Source organism: Streptomyces sp. NPDC033966 (assembly GCF_055575955.1).
This window is the reverse complement of record NZ_JBVIRQ010000015.1, coordinates 12,929-31,084: the sequence shown is the minus strand read 5'-3', so window position 1 is coordinate 31,084 and position 18,156 is coordinate 12,929. Positions and strand designations below refer to the sequence as shown.

The following is an 18,156-nucleotide window of genomic DNA, read 5'->3' as shown; positions in this document are numbered from 1 at the left end:
GCCATGGACTTCGGCCTCGTCCTGCAAACCGACCCGCCCGCCTCCCAGGTCGTCAGCCTCATGAAACGCGCGGAGCGCAACGGCTTCCGCTACGGCTGGACCTTCGACTCGGCCGTGCTGTGGCAGGAACCGTTCGTCATCTACAGCCAGATCCTCGCCAACACGCGGAAGCTGCACATCGGCCCCATGGTCACCAACCCGGGCACCCGCACCTGGGAGGTCACCGCCTCCACCTTCGCCACCCTCAACGACATGTACGGCAACCGCACGGTCTGCGGCATCGGCCGCGGGGACTCGGCGATGCGGGTCGCCGGCCGCGCCCCCAACACCCTGGCCCGCCTGGGCGAGGCCATCGAGGTGATCCGGGACCTCGCGGAGGGCCGCGAGGCGGTCGTCGACGGCAACCCGGTCCGCATCCCCTGGATCAAGGAGGGCAGACTCCCCGTCTGGATGGCAGCGTACGGCCCGAAGGCCCTCGCCCTGACGGGCCAGAAGGCCGACGGGTTCATCCTCCAGCTCGCCGACCCCTTCCTCACGGAGTGGATGGTCAAGGCGGTCCGCGACGCGGCTGCCGAAGCCGGCCGCGACCCGTCATCCCTCACCATCTGCGTGGCGGCCCCCGCCTACGTCACGGCCGACGACTCACCGGCCGCCCTGGCCCACGCCCGGGACCAGTGCCGCTGGTTCGGCGGGATGGTCGGCAACCACGTCGCCGACCTGGTCTCGCGCTACGGGGAACACTCGGGCATGGTCCCGGACGAACTCACCGAGTACATCAAGGCCCGCCAGGGCTACGACTACAGCCACCACGGCCGCGCCGGGAACCCGTCCACCGACTTCGTCCCGGACGAGATCGTCGACCGCTTCTGCCTGCTCGGCCCGGCCGAGGCCCACATCGAGAAGCTGCGCGCCCTGCGCGACCTGGGAGTGGACCAGTTCGCCGTCTACGACATGCACGACGCCAGGGAGGCCACCATCGACGCGTACGGCTCACACATCATCCCGTTGTTCAGCTGACGCTCGCAGGCGGGACAGGGCCGACCCCGAGGGTCGGCCCTCGCAGCCAGTGCACGCAGACGCGCGACCGTCAGGTTACGACCTCCTGAGCAGTGCTGGCGGTGGCTTTCCGTGTGCTGCTGCTGACGACATGCGGCGGCAGTACGCGCTCGGCGCAGAGCAGGATCGCAGCGCCGGTCAGGACGATCAGTGCGAGAACCGTCCACACGTGCCACTGCCCGGCATCGAGCAGGAATCCCAGCAGCACGGGCGCGATCGTGCGGCAGACCGACCAGGACAGCTGATAGACCGACAGGTAGCGTCCGCGCAGGTGATCGGGGGCAGCCTGGATCGACAGGCCCTGCGACGGTGCGGAGTGGACGAGTTCACCGGCGGTGTAGAGCACCGCGACCGCCAGGACGGCAACGATGGCGCCGGTACCGCCGGTCAGTCGGGGAAGGGCCGCGAAGGCGGCGAAGGAGAGCGCGAAGACGACTGCGCCGGACGCGGCCGTGCGGGTGCGTCTACCGCGCAGAGTCAAGCGGGCGATGGGGACGCCGAGGGCGGCGACCAGGGCGGTGTTGAGCGCGAACACGGCTCCGGCCAGGGCGTCGGGGATGCCGACGTCGCGGGTGAGGAAGATCGGCAGGGCGATGGCCTGAGCGGTGTAGCCGAAGGCGATCAGGAAGTTGGCAGTCGTGATGAGCAGGTAGGGGCGGTCGGCGAGCACCTGCCGGTATCCACCCCCGGGACCCTCCGGCGCCCTGGCCCCGCGCTGGACGGCCGGGATCCGGGACACCAGCACGGCGGCGATGGCGAACACCGCGGCCAGAACCACGGCAGCGCCGATGAAGCCGGCGCTGCCGTTCCACGCCAGCATGCCCGCCGCCGCCAGGCTGCCGAACCCCATGCCGGCGTTGCGCAGGCTGCGGTCCCATGCCAGCAGCCGGTCACGCTCGGGGCCTTGGGCGATCTCTCCGATGAGAGCGTGCTGGCTGGGTGATGAGGCCCACATCCCCACCGCGACCACCAGGGCGATCGCCAGGAAGGCGGGATAGGAGCCGGCGAACGGGTAGGCGGCGAAACCGGCCGCGCGCAACGCGAGCACGCCGATGAGTACCTGCCGTCCGCCGAACCGGTCGATGAGGACGCCTGCGACCGGCATGAACAGCAGGGCGCAGAGCCCGGCGACAGTCAGGCCCGCGCCGATCGACGTCAGCGACAGGCCGGTGAGCGAGTGGACGAACAGCATCGTCAGCGGCACGTACACGCCGTCGCCGGTCGCGCTGACCAGGCTCGCGGCGGTGAGCCGGCGCCGGGTACGAACGCCGGGTTCAGCGGAAGTCGAGCGCACCGCGACCCCGCTTCAGCTCGGTGAACGCTCCCGTCCCGGCCAGCCGTTCGACTTCGAGCAGCCGTCGGGAAGTGGCCCAGGCGAAGGGGCAGGTGGCATCGAAGTAGAGGACGACCGGTACGGCGGCACGAGGGACAATATTATCTTCCATGGAAGATAAATTATCATCCATGGAAGATATGGTGAAGGCATGCAGAACGACGCCATCGCCGCCATCGTCGAACAGTGGAAACACGAGCGCCCCGATCTGGACGCGGCTCCCATGCTCGTCATCGGCCGGCTCTTCCGGCTCGCCGACGGGCTGGACCAACGCCTGCGACCGCCCTTCCAGGCCGCGGGCCTGGGTGGCGGTGACTTCGACGTACTGGCGGCGCTCCGGCGTTCGGGGGAACCCTACGCACTGTCCGCGGGCGAGCTCAGCCGCACCGTCCTGGTCACGACCGGTGCGATCAGCAAGCGGGTCGACCGGCTCGAAGCCCGCGGCCTGGTCAGCAGGTCCGTCGCCGAGAGTGATTCACGCGGACGCCTCATTGCCCTCACCGTCGAGGGCGTCGAACTGACCGACGAGCTCATCGCCGTCCACCTGGACAACCAGCGTCGTCTCCTCTCCGGGCTCGGCGCGGAGGAGCAGACGCAGCTTGCCGACCTACTCGAACGACTCGCCTCAACACTGCCCGAAGGTGACGGCTAGGCAACTCGCCGATGCCCACTGGAAGTTCATCGGGCCGTACCTGCCGATCGGCAGGTACGGCCCGTACCGGAGCGGCTGAAGGAGCAGTTCGAGGGGGGTGAGGTCGAGCGTGTGCCCGGCTTGATCTCGGCCCCGTCCCCGACGGCCAGGTCCCGGACGGTCGGCTCGGTGGGGCGTCACCCGTCGGAACGTGGACCTCGGGCTTCGTCAGTGGACACGGGGAACCGGCGTGCACCGTCGGCCGGGCGGCCGAGCAGGACGCCGCGGCCCGCGTAGTAGCGGCGCATCACCGGCCAGGGGACGTCGACGAACTCCTGTGAGACGCCGTGCCAGCCCGACGGGTTGTGGATCGTGATCGTGTTCCGGTCCGCGCCCACGGCCAGCACCAGGTGCCCGCCGCGGTGGGGCGGCTCGGTGTCCCCGCTGCGGACGCCCGGGTGGACGGACAGCATGACGAGGCGGCCGGCGTGCAGCTGGTGCCCGGCCTCGCGCAGCGGGAGCGAGGGGCGGGATTCGGCGTAGAGGCCGAAGCGGTCCCGGGTGTGGCGGGCGAAGGGCTCGTAGATCAGCCCGTGCAGGCCGCCCTCCTTCGGTACGTACGCCCCCGCTTCGAGGTACTCCTTGCCGAGGGTGACGCTCGGGGGCGCGTCGAGGCCCCAGTGGGTCAGCGCCATCCGCAGGCAGGCCATGCCGCACACCCGCCAGGACCAGAAGGCGTACTCCTCGGGGGAGTCGGCGCCGGAGGCCCGCCAGCGGGGGTCGTCGGCGGCGTCCAGGCGGCCCGTGACGATCTCCGAGACCAGCTCGGGCGACTCCCACTGCGCGAAGTACGGCACCTCGTGGCGGACGGGCCGGTACGCGGAGTGGGACGGCTCGGGGATCACCGGGCGGCCCCGTCGGCGGCGTCCGCGGTGCGGTGGACCGGCCCGTACAGGGCGGCGGTGCGGCCCGTGCCCAGGGCCCAGTAGCGGTCCCCGTACGACCAGTGCCACCACTCCGTGGGGTAGTTGACGAAGCCGGCCGCGGTGAGGACGCTGCCCAGCAGGTCCCGGTTGGCGCGGCTCTCCGGGTCGATGTCCGGGGCCGCCGTGTAGCAGCGCAGGGCGCTGTCCTCGGGGGAGGCGTTGACGCTCGTACCCATGGGCAGTTCGCGGCCGTCCTCGGTGCACAGGGTCAGGTCGATGGCGGATCCGGCCGAGTGGGGTGCGATCTCCGGGGGTGACACGTACCGGCTGGCGGCGAGGTGCCGGCCGGCTTCGTCCAGGTCGGGCCGCAGGTCGCGCAGCCGCTCGCGGTACGCGGTGAAGTAGCGCTGCTGGAGGTCGGGCGGCCGGTAGCCCTCGACGAAGAGGAAGGTGATCCCGGCGGGCAGCAGGCCGGCGGCGCGCGCGAGGCGGTCTGCCACCCCCTGCCGTACGTGGGCGTAGTGCCCGGCGGGGTCGGCCTTGCGGGTGTCCATGCGCAGGCCGGAGCGGGTGCGCAGGTCGACGAGCGGCTCGTCGGAGCCGGTGACCGGGATCGCCGCGACGCGGGGATCGGCCATCAGGACGGGGGCGGGCGTGGGGGCCGTCATACGAGTCTCCTCGGTGGTCGTGCGGGGGTGTTGTCCGGCTTCGGGTGCCGTCCCGCTCACTCGGTCAGCCGGCGCACGTCTCTGACGAGCAGCGGGACGACCATGGCGAGCAGGGAGAGCACGGCGGCGCAGACGAGGGTGAGGGGCACTCCGCAGGCGGCGGCGACCGGGCCGATCAGGGCCGTGCCGACGGGGCGCAGGCCCATCGACCCGAAGCGGTTGACGGCGTCCACGCGCGAGAGGAGGTCGCGGGGTACCTCCTTGGCGATGGCCGCCGACTCCACGGCGGTGAAGACCGCGATGGCCATGCCGGAGACGAACTCGGAGACGGCGAGGACGTACACCGGTGCGGGCAGGGCGAGCAGGAGCAGGGTCGGGCCGGAGCCCGCGAGCATGGCGACGTACCCGGTCAGCAGGGGCCGCCGCATGCGCAGTTTGAGGGACAGGGCAGTGCCGCACAGCCCGCCGGCGCCCAGCGCGCCGACGATGAGGGCCCAGGCGGAGGCGCCGCCGAGGTGGTCGTTGGCGACGACCGGGCCGAGGACGTTCAGGGCGGACAGGAGGCACAGCTGGAAGACGGCGGCACTGGCGATGAGGGCCGTCAGCCAGCGGCGTTCGGTCACGCAGCGCAGGCCCTCGCGGATGTCCCCGGCCATCGAACGGCGGGCGCCGGCGGCCGGGTGGCCGAGCGGGCCGACGGCGGCGACGAGGAGTGCGCTGATCAGGAAGGTGGCTCCGTCCGCCACCAGCATCCAGCCGGGGTCGACCCAGGCCAGGAGTACGGCGGCGAGGACCGGTCCGGCGACTTCCGCGGCATTGCCCACGAGGGAGAAGAGGCTGTAGGTCTGGCGGAGGTTCCCTGCCGGGGCGACTTCCGCGATGGCGCCGGTGGAGGCCGGGTTGAAGAACGCGCCCGTCGCCCCGCGCGTGGCGGCCAGCAGGGCGATGCACCACAGCGGGGCGTGCTGGAGGAGGATGAGGACGCCGGTGAGGGTCTGGCCCGCGAAACCCGCGAGGTTCGACCACACCATGACGGACCGGCGCGGGTAGCGGTCGCCGATGACCCCGCCGATCAGGACGAGCGCCACGCTCGGCAGCGCCCGGGCCGCCAGCACGATGCCGACGCCGGACGCGCCGCCGCCCAGGGCGAGGACGGCGAAGACCAGGGCGACGGGGGTGACCATGTCGCCCAGCACCGAGGTGCCGCGGGCCAGGAAGAGCAGCCGCAGCGGTCGGCGGCGGAGCAGCTCGCGGGGAGTGAACGCGGTGCCGGGTTCCGGCGGGGGCGTGGTGGTGTTCGCTTGGGCGTTGATGGCGGCATCCTCAAGGGCAGGGCAGGGCAGGGCAGGGCAGGGCAGTCGGCAGGAGGGCAGGCGGAGGCGCCCGGCAGGGTCCGTCAGCGGCCGGCCACGGCGTTCGTGAACTCGTCCCGCTCCCAGGCCCGTACCGCCAGGTAGTCGCGTTCGAGCTGCGCGGGGTCCTCGTGGCAGAGGTAGAGGCCGCCGGGCTTGCTGTGCAGGCCGGTCGTACGGGGGAGCTCGCATCCGGGGCGGACGGTCAGCCGGATCCCGTGGAACGACGGGAGCGAGGTGACCGGGTCCAGGTCGAGCGGCCGCAGGAGGACGCCGGCGGCCGGGGAGATCAGGCTGACGCCCAGGGCGTGGCGGCGCAGCGGGCGTACCGGACCGCGGTCGGCGACCGCGTCGGGCGCGAGGTAGGAGTCGACGACCTCGTCGAGGTGGCTGGTGCCGAGGGCCTTGAGGCTGAGCGAGGGGTCGTGGCCGCCGGGCAGCCGGGTGCCCGTCTCCAGGAGCAGGGGTCCCCGGTCGGTGAGGATGACCTCGGTGTGGGTGGCGCCCCAGCGCACGCCCAGGGCGGTGAGGACCTCGCGGACGTAGGTGAGGAGGGCGGGCATGCCGGGCGCGTCGGGGCTCTGCAGCTCCTGCCGGTCGTAGACGGGCGCGTCGTCGACCAGCTTCTTGTCGGAGCGCCAGATCTCGACGGCCATGTGGGAGCCGTCCACGGACACGTTGTTGACCATGTACTCCGGGCCGGTGAGGAGTTCCTGGACCACGACGCCGTCGTTGGGCTGGCCGAACAGGTTGGGGGCGCCCAGCAGGCCGCGGACGGCGGCGTCGCGGTCCGCCATGGTGGGGCAGATGTGCACGCCGTCCGTCCCGGCGCTGGCGGGCGGCTTGACCACGGTGGGCTGCGCCGGGTCGAGCGGGCCGGTCTGCCAGTGGACGCGGCCGTCGCCGTCCAGGTGCTGCTGGGCCGGTACGGGGACCCCGGCCTCGTGCAGGATCCGGTGCATCGTGCGCTTGTCCCGGCGGGCCGCGGCGAAACCGGGGGCGTTCGCCGTGGGCAGGTCCAGCTCGGTGGCGAGGAGGTCGGCGGTGTCGCTGCCGCTCTCGGTGCCGGCCAGGACGTGCCGGACGCCCAGGTCGCGCAGTTGCCGTGCGGTGGCCGCCGGGTCACCGGTGAAGTCGAGCGCGGCAGTGAAGTCCGGCGCGTGGAAGGTGTGGAGCTGCCGTTCGAACTCCGCGGTGTGGTTGCGTACGTGGACGACGGGGACGCCTCGGGAGCGGAGGGCGGGGCCGAGGAGATGACCGGTGCCGAGCGCGTCGACCACGGCTACCGCAGTGGTGTTGTAGCCGTCATGGAGCATGGGGTGGGTGTCCGTTCCGTGCGGTGGGTGATGAGGGTGAGTCCGGCTGCTCCGGGGCCGGGGCCGGGGCCGGGGCCGGGGCGGCGGCCCGGCCCGGGCCGGATCCGGGACCGGGTTCAGGCCAGGCCGGCCCGCTCCCGCCGCCAGGGCGCGAGCTTCGCGGTGTTCGCGGCGCTGGCCAGGACGACGCCCAGCAGCTCGGGGTACGTGATGCCGGCCGCGGCGGCGGCGAGCACGAGGTTGCTGCCGTGCTGGACGCCGGGGATGGTGTTGAGTTCCAGGAGCACCGGGTCGCCGTCCGGCGTGAGGATGAAGTCCACCCGGATCGCCCCCTCGAAGTCGATGACCTTCAGGACCTCCCGGGTGGCGCGGTGCAGGGCGTGCAGGCGCGGGTCCTCGGCATCGGTCAGGGCCCGGTAGGTCACCGTGCCGGCCTGCTCGCCGTGCAGCTTGCTGTACTCGTCGTAGTACTCCCGCTCGGTGCCGCAGGTGACCGGCGGCAGCAGGACCGCGTCCCCGTCGATGCGCAGCGCGGAGACCGTCACGGTGGTGCCGTCGACGAAGGGTTCGGCGATGACGTCGGTGAAGCCGGCCTTCCCGAGGCCGCGCAGGGCGGGGACGACGTCATCCGGCTCGGTGACGAGGACCATGCCCACGCTGCTGCCGCCGTTGACGGCCTTCAGCATGACCGGGCAGGCCAGGCCGGCCTCGGGCGTCTCGGCCGGGCTGAGCCGGCGGTGGGCGGGGACGGTGACGCCGGAGGAGGCCAGGACCAGTTTCGTCAGGCGCTTGTCGGCGCCGATGACACCCGTCGCGACCGAGCTGCCGGTGTAGGGGACGCCGAGGTAGGCGAGCGTGCCCTGGAGGTGGCCGTCCTCGCCGAAGTCGCCGTGCACGTTGAGGAACGCGGCGTCGTAGGCGGTGATCTCGGACGGGAAGGCGGGGGAGGTCGGGTCGATCCAGTCGGCGTCGGTCCCCAGCTGCCGCAGCCCGTCGAGGACGTCGTGCACCGACCAGTCGGCGGCGGGCTTGCTCTCCATGTAGAGCCGGTCCTCGGCGGAGGTCCCGCCGTAGAGCACGGCCACCCGCCAGGGGGCGGTCCGGGCCACGGCGCTGCGGACCAGCTCGCGCAGCCGGTGGGGTTCGTGGTCGAGCCAGCTGGTGATGTGCATGGGGTACTCCGGTGTCGGGTCGATGAGGGGAAGCGGGTGGGGGAGGCGGCGACGGCCGCCGGCAGGGGCCGGGCCGGGGCGGCGGCCGCGCGCCTCAGGCCCGGTGGACGAACGGCAGGAGGGCCTCGGCCGTCAGCGGCTCCGCAGGCGGCGGCGTCAGCCGCGGCTCCGGGCTCGGTGCCGGGCTGCCGGCACGGGCCCGTGCCAGGTCGGGCGCGCCCTCGAAGCCCAGCTGGGCCCAGATCTCACCGGCGAGACGGGGCACCAGGGGTGCGCCGAGCAGGGCGAGGCCGAGCAGCCACGGTCCGCGGTCCTCCGGCGCGCGGCCGGGGCCCAGGTGCATCCAGTCGGCGAGCGCGGTGACCGCCGCGGTGAGGTCCGTGTGGTACGGGCTGAGCCCGGCGTGCTGGGCCTCGACGGCGTCGAGCACGGCGGGGGTGCACGCCACGGAGGCGCCCGCCGACCGCACCTGGTCGACCGCGGGCAGCAGCACGTTCCGCTGCCAGTCGCGCAGCCGCACCACGTCGTCGACCAGGCCGTCCAGGGTGACGTCGGCGGTGCCGTGGTCCAGCGGGGCGTGGAGCAGGTGGAAGCGCAGCTCGTCCGCCGTGACGCAGGCACTGCCGAGCAGCTCGCCGAGCCAGATGCCGTGGCCCTTGCTGGTGGAGCACTTCTGGCCCTCGAAGTGCAGCATGCCGGTGACGACGGCCGCGTCGAACGGCTTGAGGGCGCCGCCCGAACCCTGGGCGATGACGTGCGGGGACACGAAGCCCGGACGGGAGTTGTCGCTGCCGAACACACCGATCGTGGTGACGCCGCTGCCGGCGGCGAACGGGTTGGCGCCGGCACCGGTCAGCCGGCGGTGCACCTCGCCGCAGTACACGCTGTACAGGTAGTAGCTGTTCGCGATGACCTTGCCCGGCGGGAGCGTACGGCTCTTGATGCCCCAGGTGCCCTGGCCGGTGAGGTTGACCCGGCCCGCACTGGCGTCGAGGTAGCGGCGCACGGTGTCGAGGAACTGCGGGCGCACCCCGGCCCGTACGTGGTGCTCGGTGATGGCGTCCGGATCGGTCGGGTACGTGAACCAGTTCTCCTCGTCCCGCCACTCCAGTGTGGAGTCGTCGAGCCGCGAGCGCGGGTTGACGACCTCCTCGGGCTGGAAGAACTGCCCGCAGAAGGTGCAGGTCGCGCCGCCGCACGGCTTGCCGCAGTGCGGGCAGTCGCCGGCGATCCAGGTGCCGACGACGGCCCGCCCGGTCTGCTCGGAGAACGGGATCCGCTCGCTCTCGGTGCGCGCCGCGCCGGTGGAGCGGAGCAGTTCGAGGGTGTCCTCGTGGACGGCCCGATAGGCGTCGTGGTGCTCGGCCGAGGTCGGGTCGATCCACGCGTCGAGGCCGATGGACAGGCTGTCCAGGTCCTGCTTGATGCCGGCGTGGAAGCGGGCGACGGTCTCCTCGGGGGTGTGCCCGTCAGCCCGGGCCGCGGCGGTGACCCAGTCCTCGAACCCGTCGCTGCCGCTGATGACGGACACGTCGTGGCCGCGGCTGCGCAGCGCACGGGCGAGGACGTCGGCGCGCAGATACGTTCCGGCGCCGTGGCCGATGTGCATGCGTCCGTTGGGGGTGGGCTGCATCGGCACGATGAGGACGGTCTGACTGACGTGCACGGGGGGCCTTTCGTCGTACGGAGGGGAAGCGGGCGAGGGGGAGGCGCGTCAGGGGGCCGGGTCCGGCACCGGCGGCGTGATCTCGCTGGCCGCCCGGAACCAGTCGACGGCCTCGGCGAGGACCGCCTCCGCCGCGGCGCGGTCGTCGCCGGCGACGACCACCGACGCGATCCGCGCGCTGCTGTGCTCGGCGGTGCCGAGGGACGTGCCCACCGGCACGTTGAGGCGGTACTGGTCCACCCCGGCCACGTCGCAGGTGCCCTCGGCGGGAGCAGCTGCCAGGGTTCCCGGGCTGCCGGGGAACAGGGCGAAGCCGGCGGTCCGTTCGGGCCGGTCCACCGGCGGGCGGTGGACGCTGCCGTCGCCGACGGCCTGGATGTATTCGCGGACCAGGTCCACGCCCGTCGCGAGCCGGGTCGCCTCGTAGATCTTGCCGCCGCCGACCCGGGAGGCGATCTCGTTGAGCAGGAGCGTGCCGTCCGCGGTGCGGAAGACCTCGGCGTGGAACGTGAGCGTGGGCCAGGCCGACAGGGCGCGCACAGCGCGGAGCGTCAGGTCGCGCAGCGGCTCGGTCAGCGGGTCGTGCGCATCGAGCGTCGTGCTGGTGAACACGGTGCCCTCGCGGTAGGTGAGGGCGGAGGTGCAGGCGGACGGCCACACCAGGACCGTGGTGCCCGCCACGATCAGCCCGTCGATGTGGAACAGCTCGTGCTCGACGTACGCCTCCGCCAGCAGCGCGGCTCCGTCGTCGTCCCCGAGCGCGCTGTGGTCCGCTGCGTAGGCCGCCAGCTCGCCCGCGTCGCGCAGCACTTCCACGCCCGTCGAACCGGCGCCGCGCCGCGGCTTCACCACGAACGGGTAGCCGTGCTCGGCGGCGAACGCGTACAGGTCGGTGACGTGCGCGACGGGCGCGAACGGCGCCGTGCGGACACCGGCCGCGGTGAGGACCTCCTTCATGCGGAGCTTGTCGCGGAACGCCTCCGCCTCGGCCACGCCCTGGCCGTCGATGCCCATCGCCTCCCGCAGGCGGGCCGCCCGCAGCAGGTCGTACTCGTTCATGGCGATGACCGCGTCGAAGCCGTGGCGCCGGTGCAGGCCGAGTGCGGTGGTCTCGACGGCCGCGTTCGCGTGGAAGCGGTCGAAGGTGACGACCTCCCGGTAGCCGGACAGCTCCGCGTGCGCGCGGTCGGGGTCGGTGCTGATCGCGCCGGTGGAGGTGACCAGGACGACCTCGTGCGCGGGGCCGAGCCACTGGGCGTAGGGGGTGGTGGCGAGGTTGGAGCGGTTCAGGACGAGGATCTTCATGCGGCCGTCTCCTCGGGGGCCGCGGTCTCCATGTGGAACGCCGCCTCGACGTCCCGTACGAGAGCGGCCACGTCGCGGCCGGCCGAAGTCCGGGCGAAGACCAGGCCGCTGACCGTGGAGGAGTCCATGAGCCCGCCGACCGTGTCGCCCGCCGCGAGCCGCATGTCGACCTCGACGACGCCGGGGATCGCGGTGAAGTCCTCCGCCGCGCTGATCGCCGTCACGGTGCCGCGCACCGCCGGGAACAGCATTTCGACGAGCAGGCCCGGGTCCGTGGCACCGGAGTCCGAGGCACCCGCGGCGGCCGGGACCTCGTACGCCTCCCCGAAGCTGCTCGCGATGTACGCGCCCCAGGTGTCGAAGCCGCTGTCGAGCTGGAGCATGCGGCGGATGCCGCCGCCGCCCGGACGGCACGCGATCTCACCCGCGTGGAAGCCGTCGGCGGTCTCCAGCGCCTCGAAGTGGGTCACCCCGTCGCGCAGGCCCACCGCGCGGACGGCCCGCTCGTGCAGCTCGCGGACCGCGGCCGCCTCCGCGGAGTCCTGGTCCAGCAGGTGGGAGCCGAAGACACCGCCCTCGCCGTAGCCGAGGACCGGCTTGAGGTAGCGCGATACCCGTACGAAGGTCACCCGGCCGTCGGTGACGAGCCCGTCGCAGTGGTACTCGTTCAGGACGTCCAGGTACTGCTCGACCACGACCGGGAAGGCCTTCTCGGAGGTGGTGGCCGGGTGGGTCAGCCGGTCGAGGTACGCCTGCACGGCGGGCGTGGCGAGTTCGGCGGCGGAGCGGATCACCTCGGTGGCGTCCGCGCCGGCACCGATGACCGGCTTGACGATGGCCGGGTAGCCGGTCTCCCGGAGCGCGGCGGCGAGCCCGGCCGCATCGGCCGCGACGGCGTGCCGCGCGGTGGGCAGCCCGGCCTCCAGGAACCGCTGCTTCATGGCCTGCTTGTCGGTGCAGTTGACCACCGTGTCGAACGACGGCCCCGGCAGGCCGAGATGGCTGCGCAGGTGGCCGGCCGCCTGCGAGGCGCGCTCCGAGAGCGCCAGCACGTGGGTGAACTCCCCGAGCTGCCGCGCCGCGGTGACGGCGGCGGTGGCGGCTTCGGGGTCGTTGAGGTCGTCCACCAGGGCGAGTTCGGTGCCCTCCGGGTACTGGTCGACGAACCGCGGCTCGGTGACGAACAGGACGCGCAGGTCGCCGCGTTCGGCGAGCTGCCGGGCCTGCCTGGTGTTGCCGGTGTTGGTGACGATGACGTGCTTCATGAAGTTCACGAGCTCCTGTCGGAACGGGGAAAGGGGATCGGTCGCCCGGTACGGGCCTGTCGGATCGGGGCTTCGGAACGGTTCGGGCGCGGTCACCTCAGACGGCATCCGGTGCCCGCCCGCCGTACCCCGCCAGCTCCAGGACCTCCGGCAGCCCGCCGATCCGGGGGCCGGCCCACGGGTGGTCCTCGCCGAGGTCGAGCAGCACCGCGGTCATCCCGGCGGTCGACGCGCCGTCCAGCTCGTCGTCATGGCCGTCTCCGACGTAGAGGCACGCACCGCTGTCCACGCCCAGCCGGCGGGCGGCGAGTAGGAAGATCTCCGGATCCGGCTTCATCAGCCCGGCTTCCGCCGAGAGCACGGACACGTCGATCAGCGGCCCCAGGTCCGAGGCGTCGAGCATGTCCCGGACATCGGAGCTGCAGTTCGACACCAGGCCGACCGGGACGCCCAGGCCCTTCAGCCGGGTCAGCGTCTCGACGGCGCCGCGGGCGGGACGGGCGAAGCCCCGGCCGTGGACGGCCCGGCGCACCCGCATGGCCTCGGCCTGCTGCGCGTCGTCCCACGGAGCGCGGAGGTCCTCGCGCAGGCCGTCGAGGTAGGCGTCCAGGGGGCCGGTCTCGCGCCGCACCCGGGTCTGCGCCCAGGGCCCGGCGAGTTCCTCCGGCCGCCGGCCCAGGGCCCGCGCGGTCTCGGTGAAGGCCTGCCGCTTCACGTCATCGGGCAGCGGGACGAGCGTCTTCCACAGGTCGAAGACCACCGCGCGCACGGGACCCCGGACGGGGGCCGCGGCGCTCATCGGCCGCCGTCCTCTGCGCGGGACGGAACCGCATCCGCCGGCCACACCCGTACGGCCGGAGCCGCCCAGTCCGAGTTGTCGACGATCACCTCTGCGTGCTCGGCCGGTGGGTGCTCGGCCAGGTACGCCCGCTGCGCCGGCAGGTACTTGGTGTGGTACTTGCCCATGACCTCCTCGCCCTGAGAGGGAACGTCCCGCACCCGGCCGCGGGCCAGTACGACGTCCTCGGCGACGTCGAGGTACACGAACAGGTCGATCAGGTCCCGGATTTCGGCGCGGAACAGGAACACCCCCTCGACCAGCACGATCGTCTCCGGCCCGACCTCGTACGCCCGGGTCAGCGTGTACGTGTCGGTGGGCAGGTCCAGCAGGGTCAGCTCCGCCGACAGCCGGCCGTTCTCCCGTACGGGCCGCAGCAGTTGCTCGGCGGCCCGGCCGAAGTCGATGCTGTGGTGGTAGTACGCCTCGGCCTCCGGCAGGTCGGAGCGGTAGCGGACGGCGCGCGGCCGGTGGAAGTCGTCGATCCGGACGAGCTGGTGGTCCGCTCCCCGGCGCCGGAACTCTGCGGCCAGCGCGGTGGCCAGCTGCGACTTGCCGGAGGTGTCCATGCCGGTCAGCCCAGCCACCAGCGGCCGGCCCGGCTGCTTGCGGTCCTGGAGCAGATCGGCCAGCTCCTCGACGAGCTGCTGCTGGTCGCGGACGCGGGGCACGGCGGCCGCGGCCGTCGTCTCGGTGGTCATACGGCGCTCTCCTGGGGAACGTATGGGGGAAGGGAAGCGGCAACGGACGGAGAAACGGCCGCGGCGAGGGAGCCGGCGTCCGCTTCGAGCCGGGCGAGGAGCCGGCCGGCGAGCCTGCCGTAGAGCCCGCTGCCGTAGACCGCGTGGTCGCGCAGCGCGTACGGCGTCGGCTCGACCCGGAGTACCGACAGCACCGGAACGGGCCGCCCGGCGATCAGCGCCGTGCCGTCGTCCGTGTGCGCGAACCGCTCCGGCGAGCCGCTGGGGCGGGCGAGCCGGCCGTCGACCAGCACGTCGGGCGCGTGGCCGTGGTAGCCGAGGGCCTGGACCACCAGAGCGGCGTCGTCGAGCAGGTCCGAGGCCTCCGCGAGCCGGCCCGTGCGGACCAGCCGGGCACCCGGGACGAGGCCGTCCCACAGTGCGCAATACAGGTCCCGCGATTCGTGCCGCAGCCCCGAGTCGCGGAAGACGATGCCCGTCGCCGGGCACACGTCGGTGGCCGGGTCGGCGGCCCGTTCGCGGCCCTCGACGTAGTCCCGCCGCGCCTCGGCGAGGCCGGGGTGGACGAGCCGCGCCGCACTGCGCTGGAGCACGTCGACGGCGGGGGCCCGGTAGCCGGGGTCGGTCGCGCGGATCTCGTCGAACAGCTCCAGCAGGACGCGGAGCACGGACATGGCACTGTGCGAGGCGCCGGCGATGACGATCCGGCGGCCGTCCTCGCCGTGCCGTCCGAGTGCGGCCAGCTCCCGGCGCAGCCCGTCCCGCCCGCTCCGGCTGATGATCTGCGCGGACCGGCGCACCTTCGCCCGCCAGGGGGCGAGTTCGGCGTGCGGCCGCTCGGTCCGCCCCGTGGCGATGACCGCGTTCCGGCTCCGTACGGTCCGCCCGTCCGCGAGGTGGACCAGCACGGCCGAGCCCTCCTCGACGACGTCGAGGGCGGTCACCTCCGTGCCCAGGACGAGCCGGTCGGGCCCCAGGGCCGCGGCCACCGCCGTACCGACCCGGCCCAGCGCGGCGGCCAGGTGCGCCATGGGAACCGGCGCCTCGGCGTCCGCGACCCGGGCGACCAGCGGATCGTCCCTCAGCGCGGCGAAGGGACCGGTGGCGGAGAGCTCCTTGAGGAAGCGGGAGCCGATCGAGGTGCTGGTGATCGCGTAGTCCGCGAAGCCGCCGGGACCGAATACCGTGCCGCGCTCGAACACGGTGACCCGGTGGGCGAGGAGTCCGGGGGCGGAGGCGAGGAAGGTGGTGGCGCGGAACCCGCCGCCCACCAGGACGAGGCCGGGTTCCATCACGCGTGCTCCGTCAGCAGCGCGTCGAAGCGGTCGCAGATCAGCTCGGCCTCGGCCAGGGTCAGCGTGAGCGGCGGCCGGATCTTGAGCACGTTGCCGTTGCCGTAGCGCGAGGTGCGCAGGATCAGGCCGTGCTCCATCGCCTTGTCCGCAAGGTGGTTGGTCAGGGCGGTGTCGGGGGTGCCGTCCGCGCGGACGATCTCGATGCCGATCATCAGGCCCACGCCGCGGACGTCGGAGATCACGCGGTGGCGCTTCTTCATCTCCTCCAGCCGGCCCATGATCAGGTCGCCGGTGGCGCGGACGTTCGCCAGGAACAGCGGGTCGTCGATGACGTCGAGCGTCGCGAGGGCGGCGGACGCGGCCAGCAGGTTGGAGCCGTAGGTGAAGGAGTGGTCGTTGGTGGGCAGGCCCGCCATCTCGTCGCTCGCGATGATCGCGGCCACCTGCGCGCCCGAACCGCCGAGGCCCTTGGCGACCGTCATCGCGTCCGGCTCGACGCCGAAGTGCTCGGCGGCGAACATGCGCCCGGTGCGGCCGATGCCGGTCTGGATCTCGTCGAAGATCAGCTTGATGCCGTGGGCGTCGCACAACTCGCGGAGCCTGGTGAAGTACCCGTCCGGCGGGACGATGTTGCCGCCGTTGCCGGAGATGGGCTCCACGAGGACGGCGGCGACGCTGCCGCTGCTTGCGAACTCCAGGAAGTCGTTGATGCGGTCCACGCACATCATGCGGCAGCTGCCGGCCTGCTGGCCGTAGAAGCAGCGGTGGCAGTACGGGTCCGGCACCTGCATGCCGCCCGGGTACAGCTGGGCGAACGGCGCCCGGCGGAAGGCGTTCCCGGAGAGGCTGGCCATCATCATGGTCTGGCCGACGTGGCTGCGGAACAGCGTCACGACGTCGCGCTTGCCCGTGGCCCGCTGCGCCATCTTGATCGCGCCCTCGTTGGCGACCGATCCGCCGGACACCTTGAGGTGGGTCTTGGTGAGGCGCTTGGGGGCGAGGTCGGCCAGGCGCTTGGAGAGCCGGTTGATGGGCTCCGTCTGGAAGCTCGACGTGACGTGGATCAGCTCGTCGGCCTGGTCCTTGATCGCCTTGATGACGGCCGGGTGGCGGTAGCCGAGGCTGAGGTTGAACGTCGCGGAGGCGCAGTCGATGTATCCGCGGCCCTCGGAGTCGTACAGGTAGACCCCTTCGCCGGTGACCATGCGCTGGTCGCTGACGGGGTAGTAGACGGCCTCGGGCGAGGTCTCGCCGGAGACGACGGCTGCCATGGCGGCGTCCGGGATCGCGCCGGCCGCGAGGTCACCGGGGGAAGCGAGGATGGACATGGGTGTGCCCTTCTTGGGAGGTTTTATGGTGGTGTGCGCTTGATGTGCGCTGGCGATGAGGGCGTGCGGACTCAGGGAGTGCGGCACGTGGACGGGATGCGCGGGGGCACCACGGATCGGCCCGGGGCGCCGGAGGGGCGGGCAGCGGGCAAGCAGGTGGAGGGGTGGGGTGGGAGGCCGGGGTGTGGCCTCAGAAGATGCCCTGGATGTCGGTGGTGGTCGGCAGGACGCGTTCGCCGGCCATCATGCGCCGCGCCCAGCCCGGTACGGCGCTGTGCGAGTAGAAGCGGCGCAGCCAGCGGTCCTGTCCGTCGTAGCGGGGAGTGAAGGCGGAGCGGCCGTGGGCGGCGATGTGGTTGTCGACGAGGAGCAGGTCGCCGGGTTCCAGGACGACTTCGGCGCAGACGGCTTCGAGTGCTTCGGCCAGGGCTTGCAGGGCCTGCGCGGCTTCGGGGTCCGCCGCCCCGGTGTTGAACGAGTCGTAGCGGAAGGACTCGTTGCCCGGGGCGCCGAAGAGGACCCGGTGCCGGCCCGTGGTGGGCCGTTCGCCGGAGGTGCCCCGCGTGAACGAGGTCGGGAACAGGCTCTCGAACCGCAGTTCCCGCAGGGTGGCGGTCTCGACCTCCGTCAGGCGGGCGAGGGCGTGCCGGACGGAGGCCACTCGGGTGGCCGTGGTCCGCTCGTGCCCTTGGCGCAGGCTCAGCAGGCCGAGGTAGTCGGGCCGCAGCGGATGGTGGACGTTCTCGGTGTGGAAGTCGAAGGCCACCGAGCCGCTGTTCTCCATCCGGTGCTCCTCGCCCCGCACCGGGTGCACGTCGTGGAAGAGGTCGCCCTTCTTCTCGTCGGCGTACCCGATGAGGCTGCCGAGGAGGTCGGCCGTCAGGGCGAGCGTTCCGTTGGTGGCGTGTCCGGCCAGTGCCCGTGACCCGTATTCCAGGGGCGTGCTCGGGAGTTCACCCGTGGACACCCCCTTCACCAGCAGGTATCCGCTGTCCGACGCTCCTTCGCGGAAGTCCGTCAGCGCGGTGCGCAGGGCGTGGGGGACCTCCGGGAGGAGTTCCGAGAGGTCGAAGGACGGGGAGCGTTCCAGCAGTGAGACCACCTTTTCCGACAGGTTCCACAACCCCTCGCTCTCGGCCCGGGTGAGGTGGACGACGGACCCTGCCACGTGTCGTTCTGCTACGGCGAGTGCCACTCCTGCTCCTTGGATTTTGCGGGGGGTTCCGGCGGGCGGGGACGGGGTCCGCCGACGGAAGGGGATGGGCTGGTGCTGGTGCTGGTGCTGGTGCTGGTGCTGGTGCTGG

General features: G+C 72.7%; 17 protein-coding genes. 2 read left to right on the top strand and 15 right to left on the bottom strand.

What is annotated here, in order from left to right:
- Positions 1 to 3: 3 nt before the first annotated feature.
- Complete coding sequence (locus tag ACZ518_RS32440; RefSeq protein ID WP_469116606.1) at positions 4 to 1,017, top strand: TIGR03842 family LLM class F420-dependent oxidoreductase; 1,014 nt, start codon at positions 4 to 6, stop codon at positions 1,015 to 1,017.
- Positions 1,018 to 1,087: 70 nt separating this feature from the next.
- On the opposite strand, the gene ACZ518_RS32435 is transcribed toward ACZ518_RS32440, so the two are convergent.
- Positions 1,088 to 2,350, bottom strand: a complete 1,263-nt coding sequence (locus ACZ518_RS32435; RefSeq protein ID WP_469116605.1) for an MFS transporter — start codon at positions 2,348 to 2,350, stop codon at positions 1,088 to 1,090.
- Complete coding sequence (locus ACZ518_RS32430) at positions 2,331 to 2,501, bottom strand: hypothetical protein (protein WP_469116604.1); 171 nt, start codon at positions 2,499 to 2,501, stop codon at positions 2,331 to 2,333. The genes ACZ518_RS32435 and ACZ518_RS32430 overlap by 20 nt, the downstream gene beginning before the upstream one ends.
- Before the next feature lie 39 nt (positions 2,502 to 2,540).
- Here ACZ518_RS32430 and ACZ518_RS32425 point away from each other — a divergent pair, with 39 nt between their 5' ends.
- Positions 2,541 to 3,041 carry a MarR family winged helix-turn-helix transcriptional regulator gene (locus ACZ518_RS32425; RefSeq protein ID WP_469116603.1) on the top strand — a complete coding sequence of 167 codons (501 nt, stop codon included), beginning with the start codon at positions 2,541 to 2,543 and terminating at the stop codon, positions 3,039 to 3,041.
- 176 nt (positions 3,042 to 3,217) lie between these two features.
- On the opposite strand, the gene ACZ518_RS32420 is transcribed toward ACZ518_RS32425, so the two are convergent.
- From ACZ518_RS32420 to ACZ518_RS32360, 13 genes are all read right to left on the bottom strand, one after another.
- On the bottom strand, positions 3,218 to 3,925 hold the full coding sequence (locus tag ACZ518_RS32420) for a C39 family peptidase (protein WP_469116602.1): 708 nt from the start codon (positions 3,923 to 3,925) through the stop codon (positions 3,218 to 3,220).
- Positions 3,922 to 4,614 (bottom strand): M15 family metallopeptidase, encoded by a 693-nt coding sequence (locus tag ACZ518_RS32415; protein ID WP_469116601.1) that lies wholly within the window; start codon positions 4,612 to 4,614, stop codon positions 3,922 to 3,924. Before ACZ518_RS32415 ends, ACZ518_RS32420 begins: the two co-directional genes overlap by 4 nt.
- A 56-nt stretch (positions 4,615 to 4,670) precedes the next feature.
- Positions 4,671 to 5,828, bottom strand: a complete 1,158-nt coding sequence (locus ACZ518_RS32410) for an MFS transporter (protein ID WP_469116716.1) — start codon at positions 5,826 to 5,828, stop codon at positions 4,671 to 4,673.
- A gap of 182 nt (positions 5,829 to 6,010) precedes the next feature.
- On the bottom strand, positions 6,011 to 7,282 hold the full coding sequence (locus ACZ518_RS32405) for a hypothetical protein (RefSeq protein ID WP_469116600.1): 1,272 nt from the start codon (positions 7,280 to 7,282) through the stop codon (positions 6,011 to 6,013).
- A gap of 116 nt (positions 7,283 to 7,398) precedes the next feature.
- Entirely contained in the window at positions 7,399 to 8,454 is a 1,056-nt protein-coding gene (locus ACZ518_RS32400) for a D-alanine--D-alanine ligase family protein (RefSeq protein WP_469116599.1), read from the bottom strand.
- A 94-nt stretch (positions 8,455 to 8,548) separates the two neighbouring features.
- Positions 8,549 to 10,120 carry a class I tRNA ligase family protein gene (locus tag ACZ518_RS32395; protein ID WP_469116598.1) on the bottom strand — a complete coding sequence of 524 codons (1,572 nt, stop codon included), beginning with the start codon at positions 10,118 to 10,120 and terminating at the stop codon, positions 8,549 to 8,551.
- A 48-nt stretch (positions 10,121 to 10,168) separates the two neighbouring features.
- Positions 10,169 to 11,425, bottom strand: coding sequence for an ATP-grasp domain-containing protein (locus ACZ518_RS32390; RefSeq protein WP_469116597.1), 1,257 nt, complete (start codon positions 11,423 to 11,425; stop codon positions 10,169 to 10,171).
- The gene (locus tag ACZ518_RS32385; RefSeq protein WP_469116715.1) at positions 11,422 to 12,690 is read right to left on the bottom strand and encodes an ATP-grasp domain-containing protein; all 1,269 of its coding nucleotides are present in this window, start codon (positions 12,688 to 12,690) and stop codon (positions 11,422 to 11,424) included. Before ACZ518_RS32385 ends, ACZ518_RS32390 begins: the two co-directional genes overlap by 4 nt.
- A 97-nt stretch (positions 12,691 to 12,787) precedes the next feature.
- Complete coding sequence (locus ACZ518_RS32380) at positions 12,788 to 13,489, bottom strand: HAD family hydrolase (RefSeq protein WP_469116596.1); 702 nt, start codon at positions 13,487 to 13,489, stop codon at positions 12,788 to 12,790.
- The gene (locus ACZ518_RS32375) at positions 13,486 to 14,229 is read right to left on the bottom strand and encodes a nucleoside/nucleotide kinase family protein (protein ID WP_469116595.1); all 744 of its coding nucleotides are present in this window, start codon (positions 14,227 to 14,229) and stop codon (positions 13,486 to 13,488) included. The genes ACZ518_RS32380 and ACZ518_RS32375 overlap by 4 nt, the downstream gene beginning before the upstream one ends.
- Positions 14,226 to 15,524 (bottom strand): hypothetical protein, encoded by a 1,299-nt coding sequence (locus tag ACZ518_RS32370; RefSeq protein ID WP_469116594.1) that lies wholly within the window; start codon positions 15,522 to 15,524, stop codon positions 14,226 to 14,228. Before ACZ518_RS32370 ends, ACZ518_RS32375 begins: the two co-directional genes overlap by 4 nt.
- Positions 15,521 to 16,852, bottom strand: a complete 1,332-nt coding sequence (locus ACZ518_RS32365) for an aspartate aminotransferase family protein (protein ID WP_469116593.1) — start codon at positions 16,850 to 16,852, stop codon at positions 15,521 to 15,523. Before ACZ518_RS32365 ends, ACZ518_RS32370 begins: the two co-directional genes overlap by 4 nt.
- Before the next feature lie 190 nt (positions 16,853 to 17,042).
- Positions 17,043 to 18,047, bottom strand: a complete 1,005-nt coding sequence (locus tag ACZ518_RS32360; RefSeq protein WP_469116592.1) for a TauD/TfdA family dioxygenase — start codon at positions 18,045 to 18,047, stop codon at positions 17,043 to 17,045.
- Positions 18,048 to 18,156: the final 109 nt, after the last annotated feature.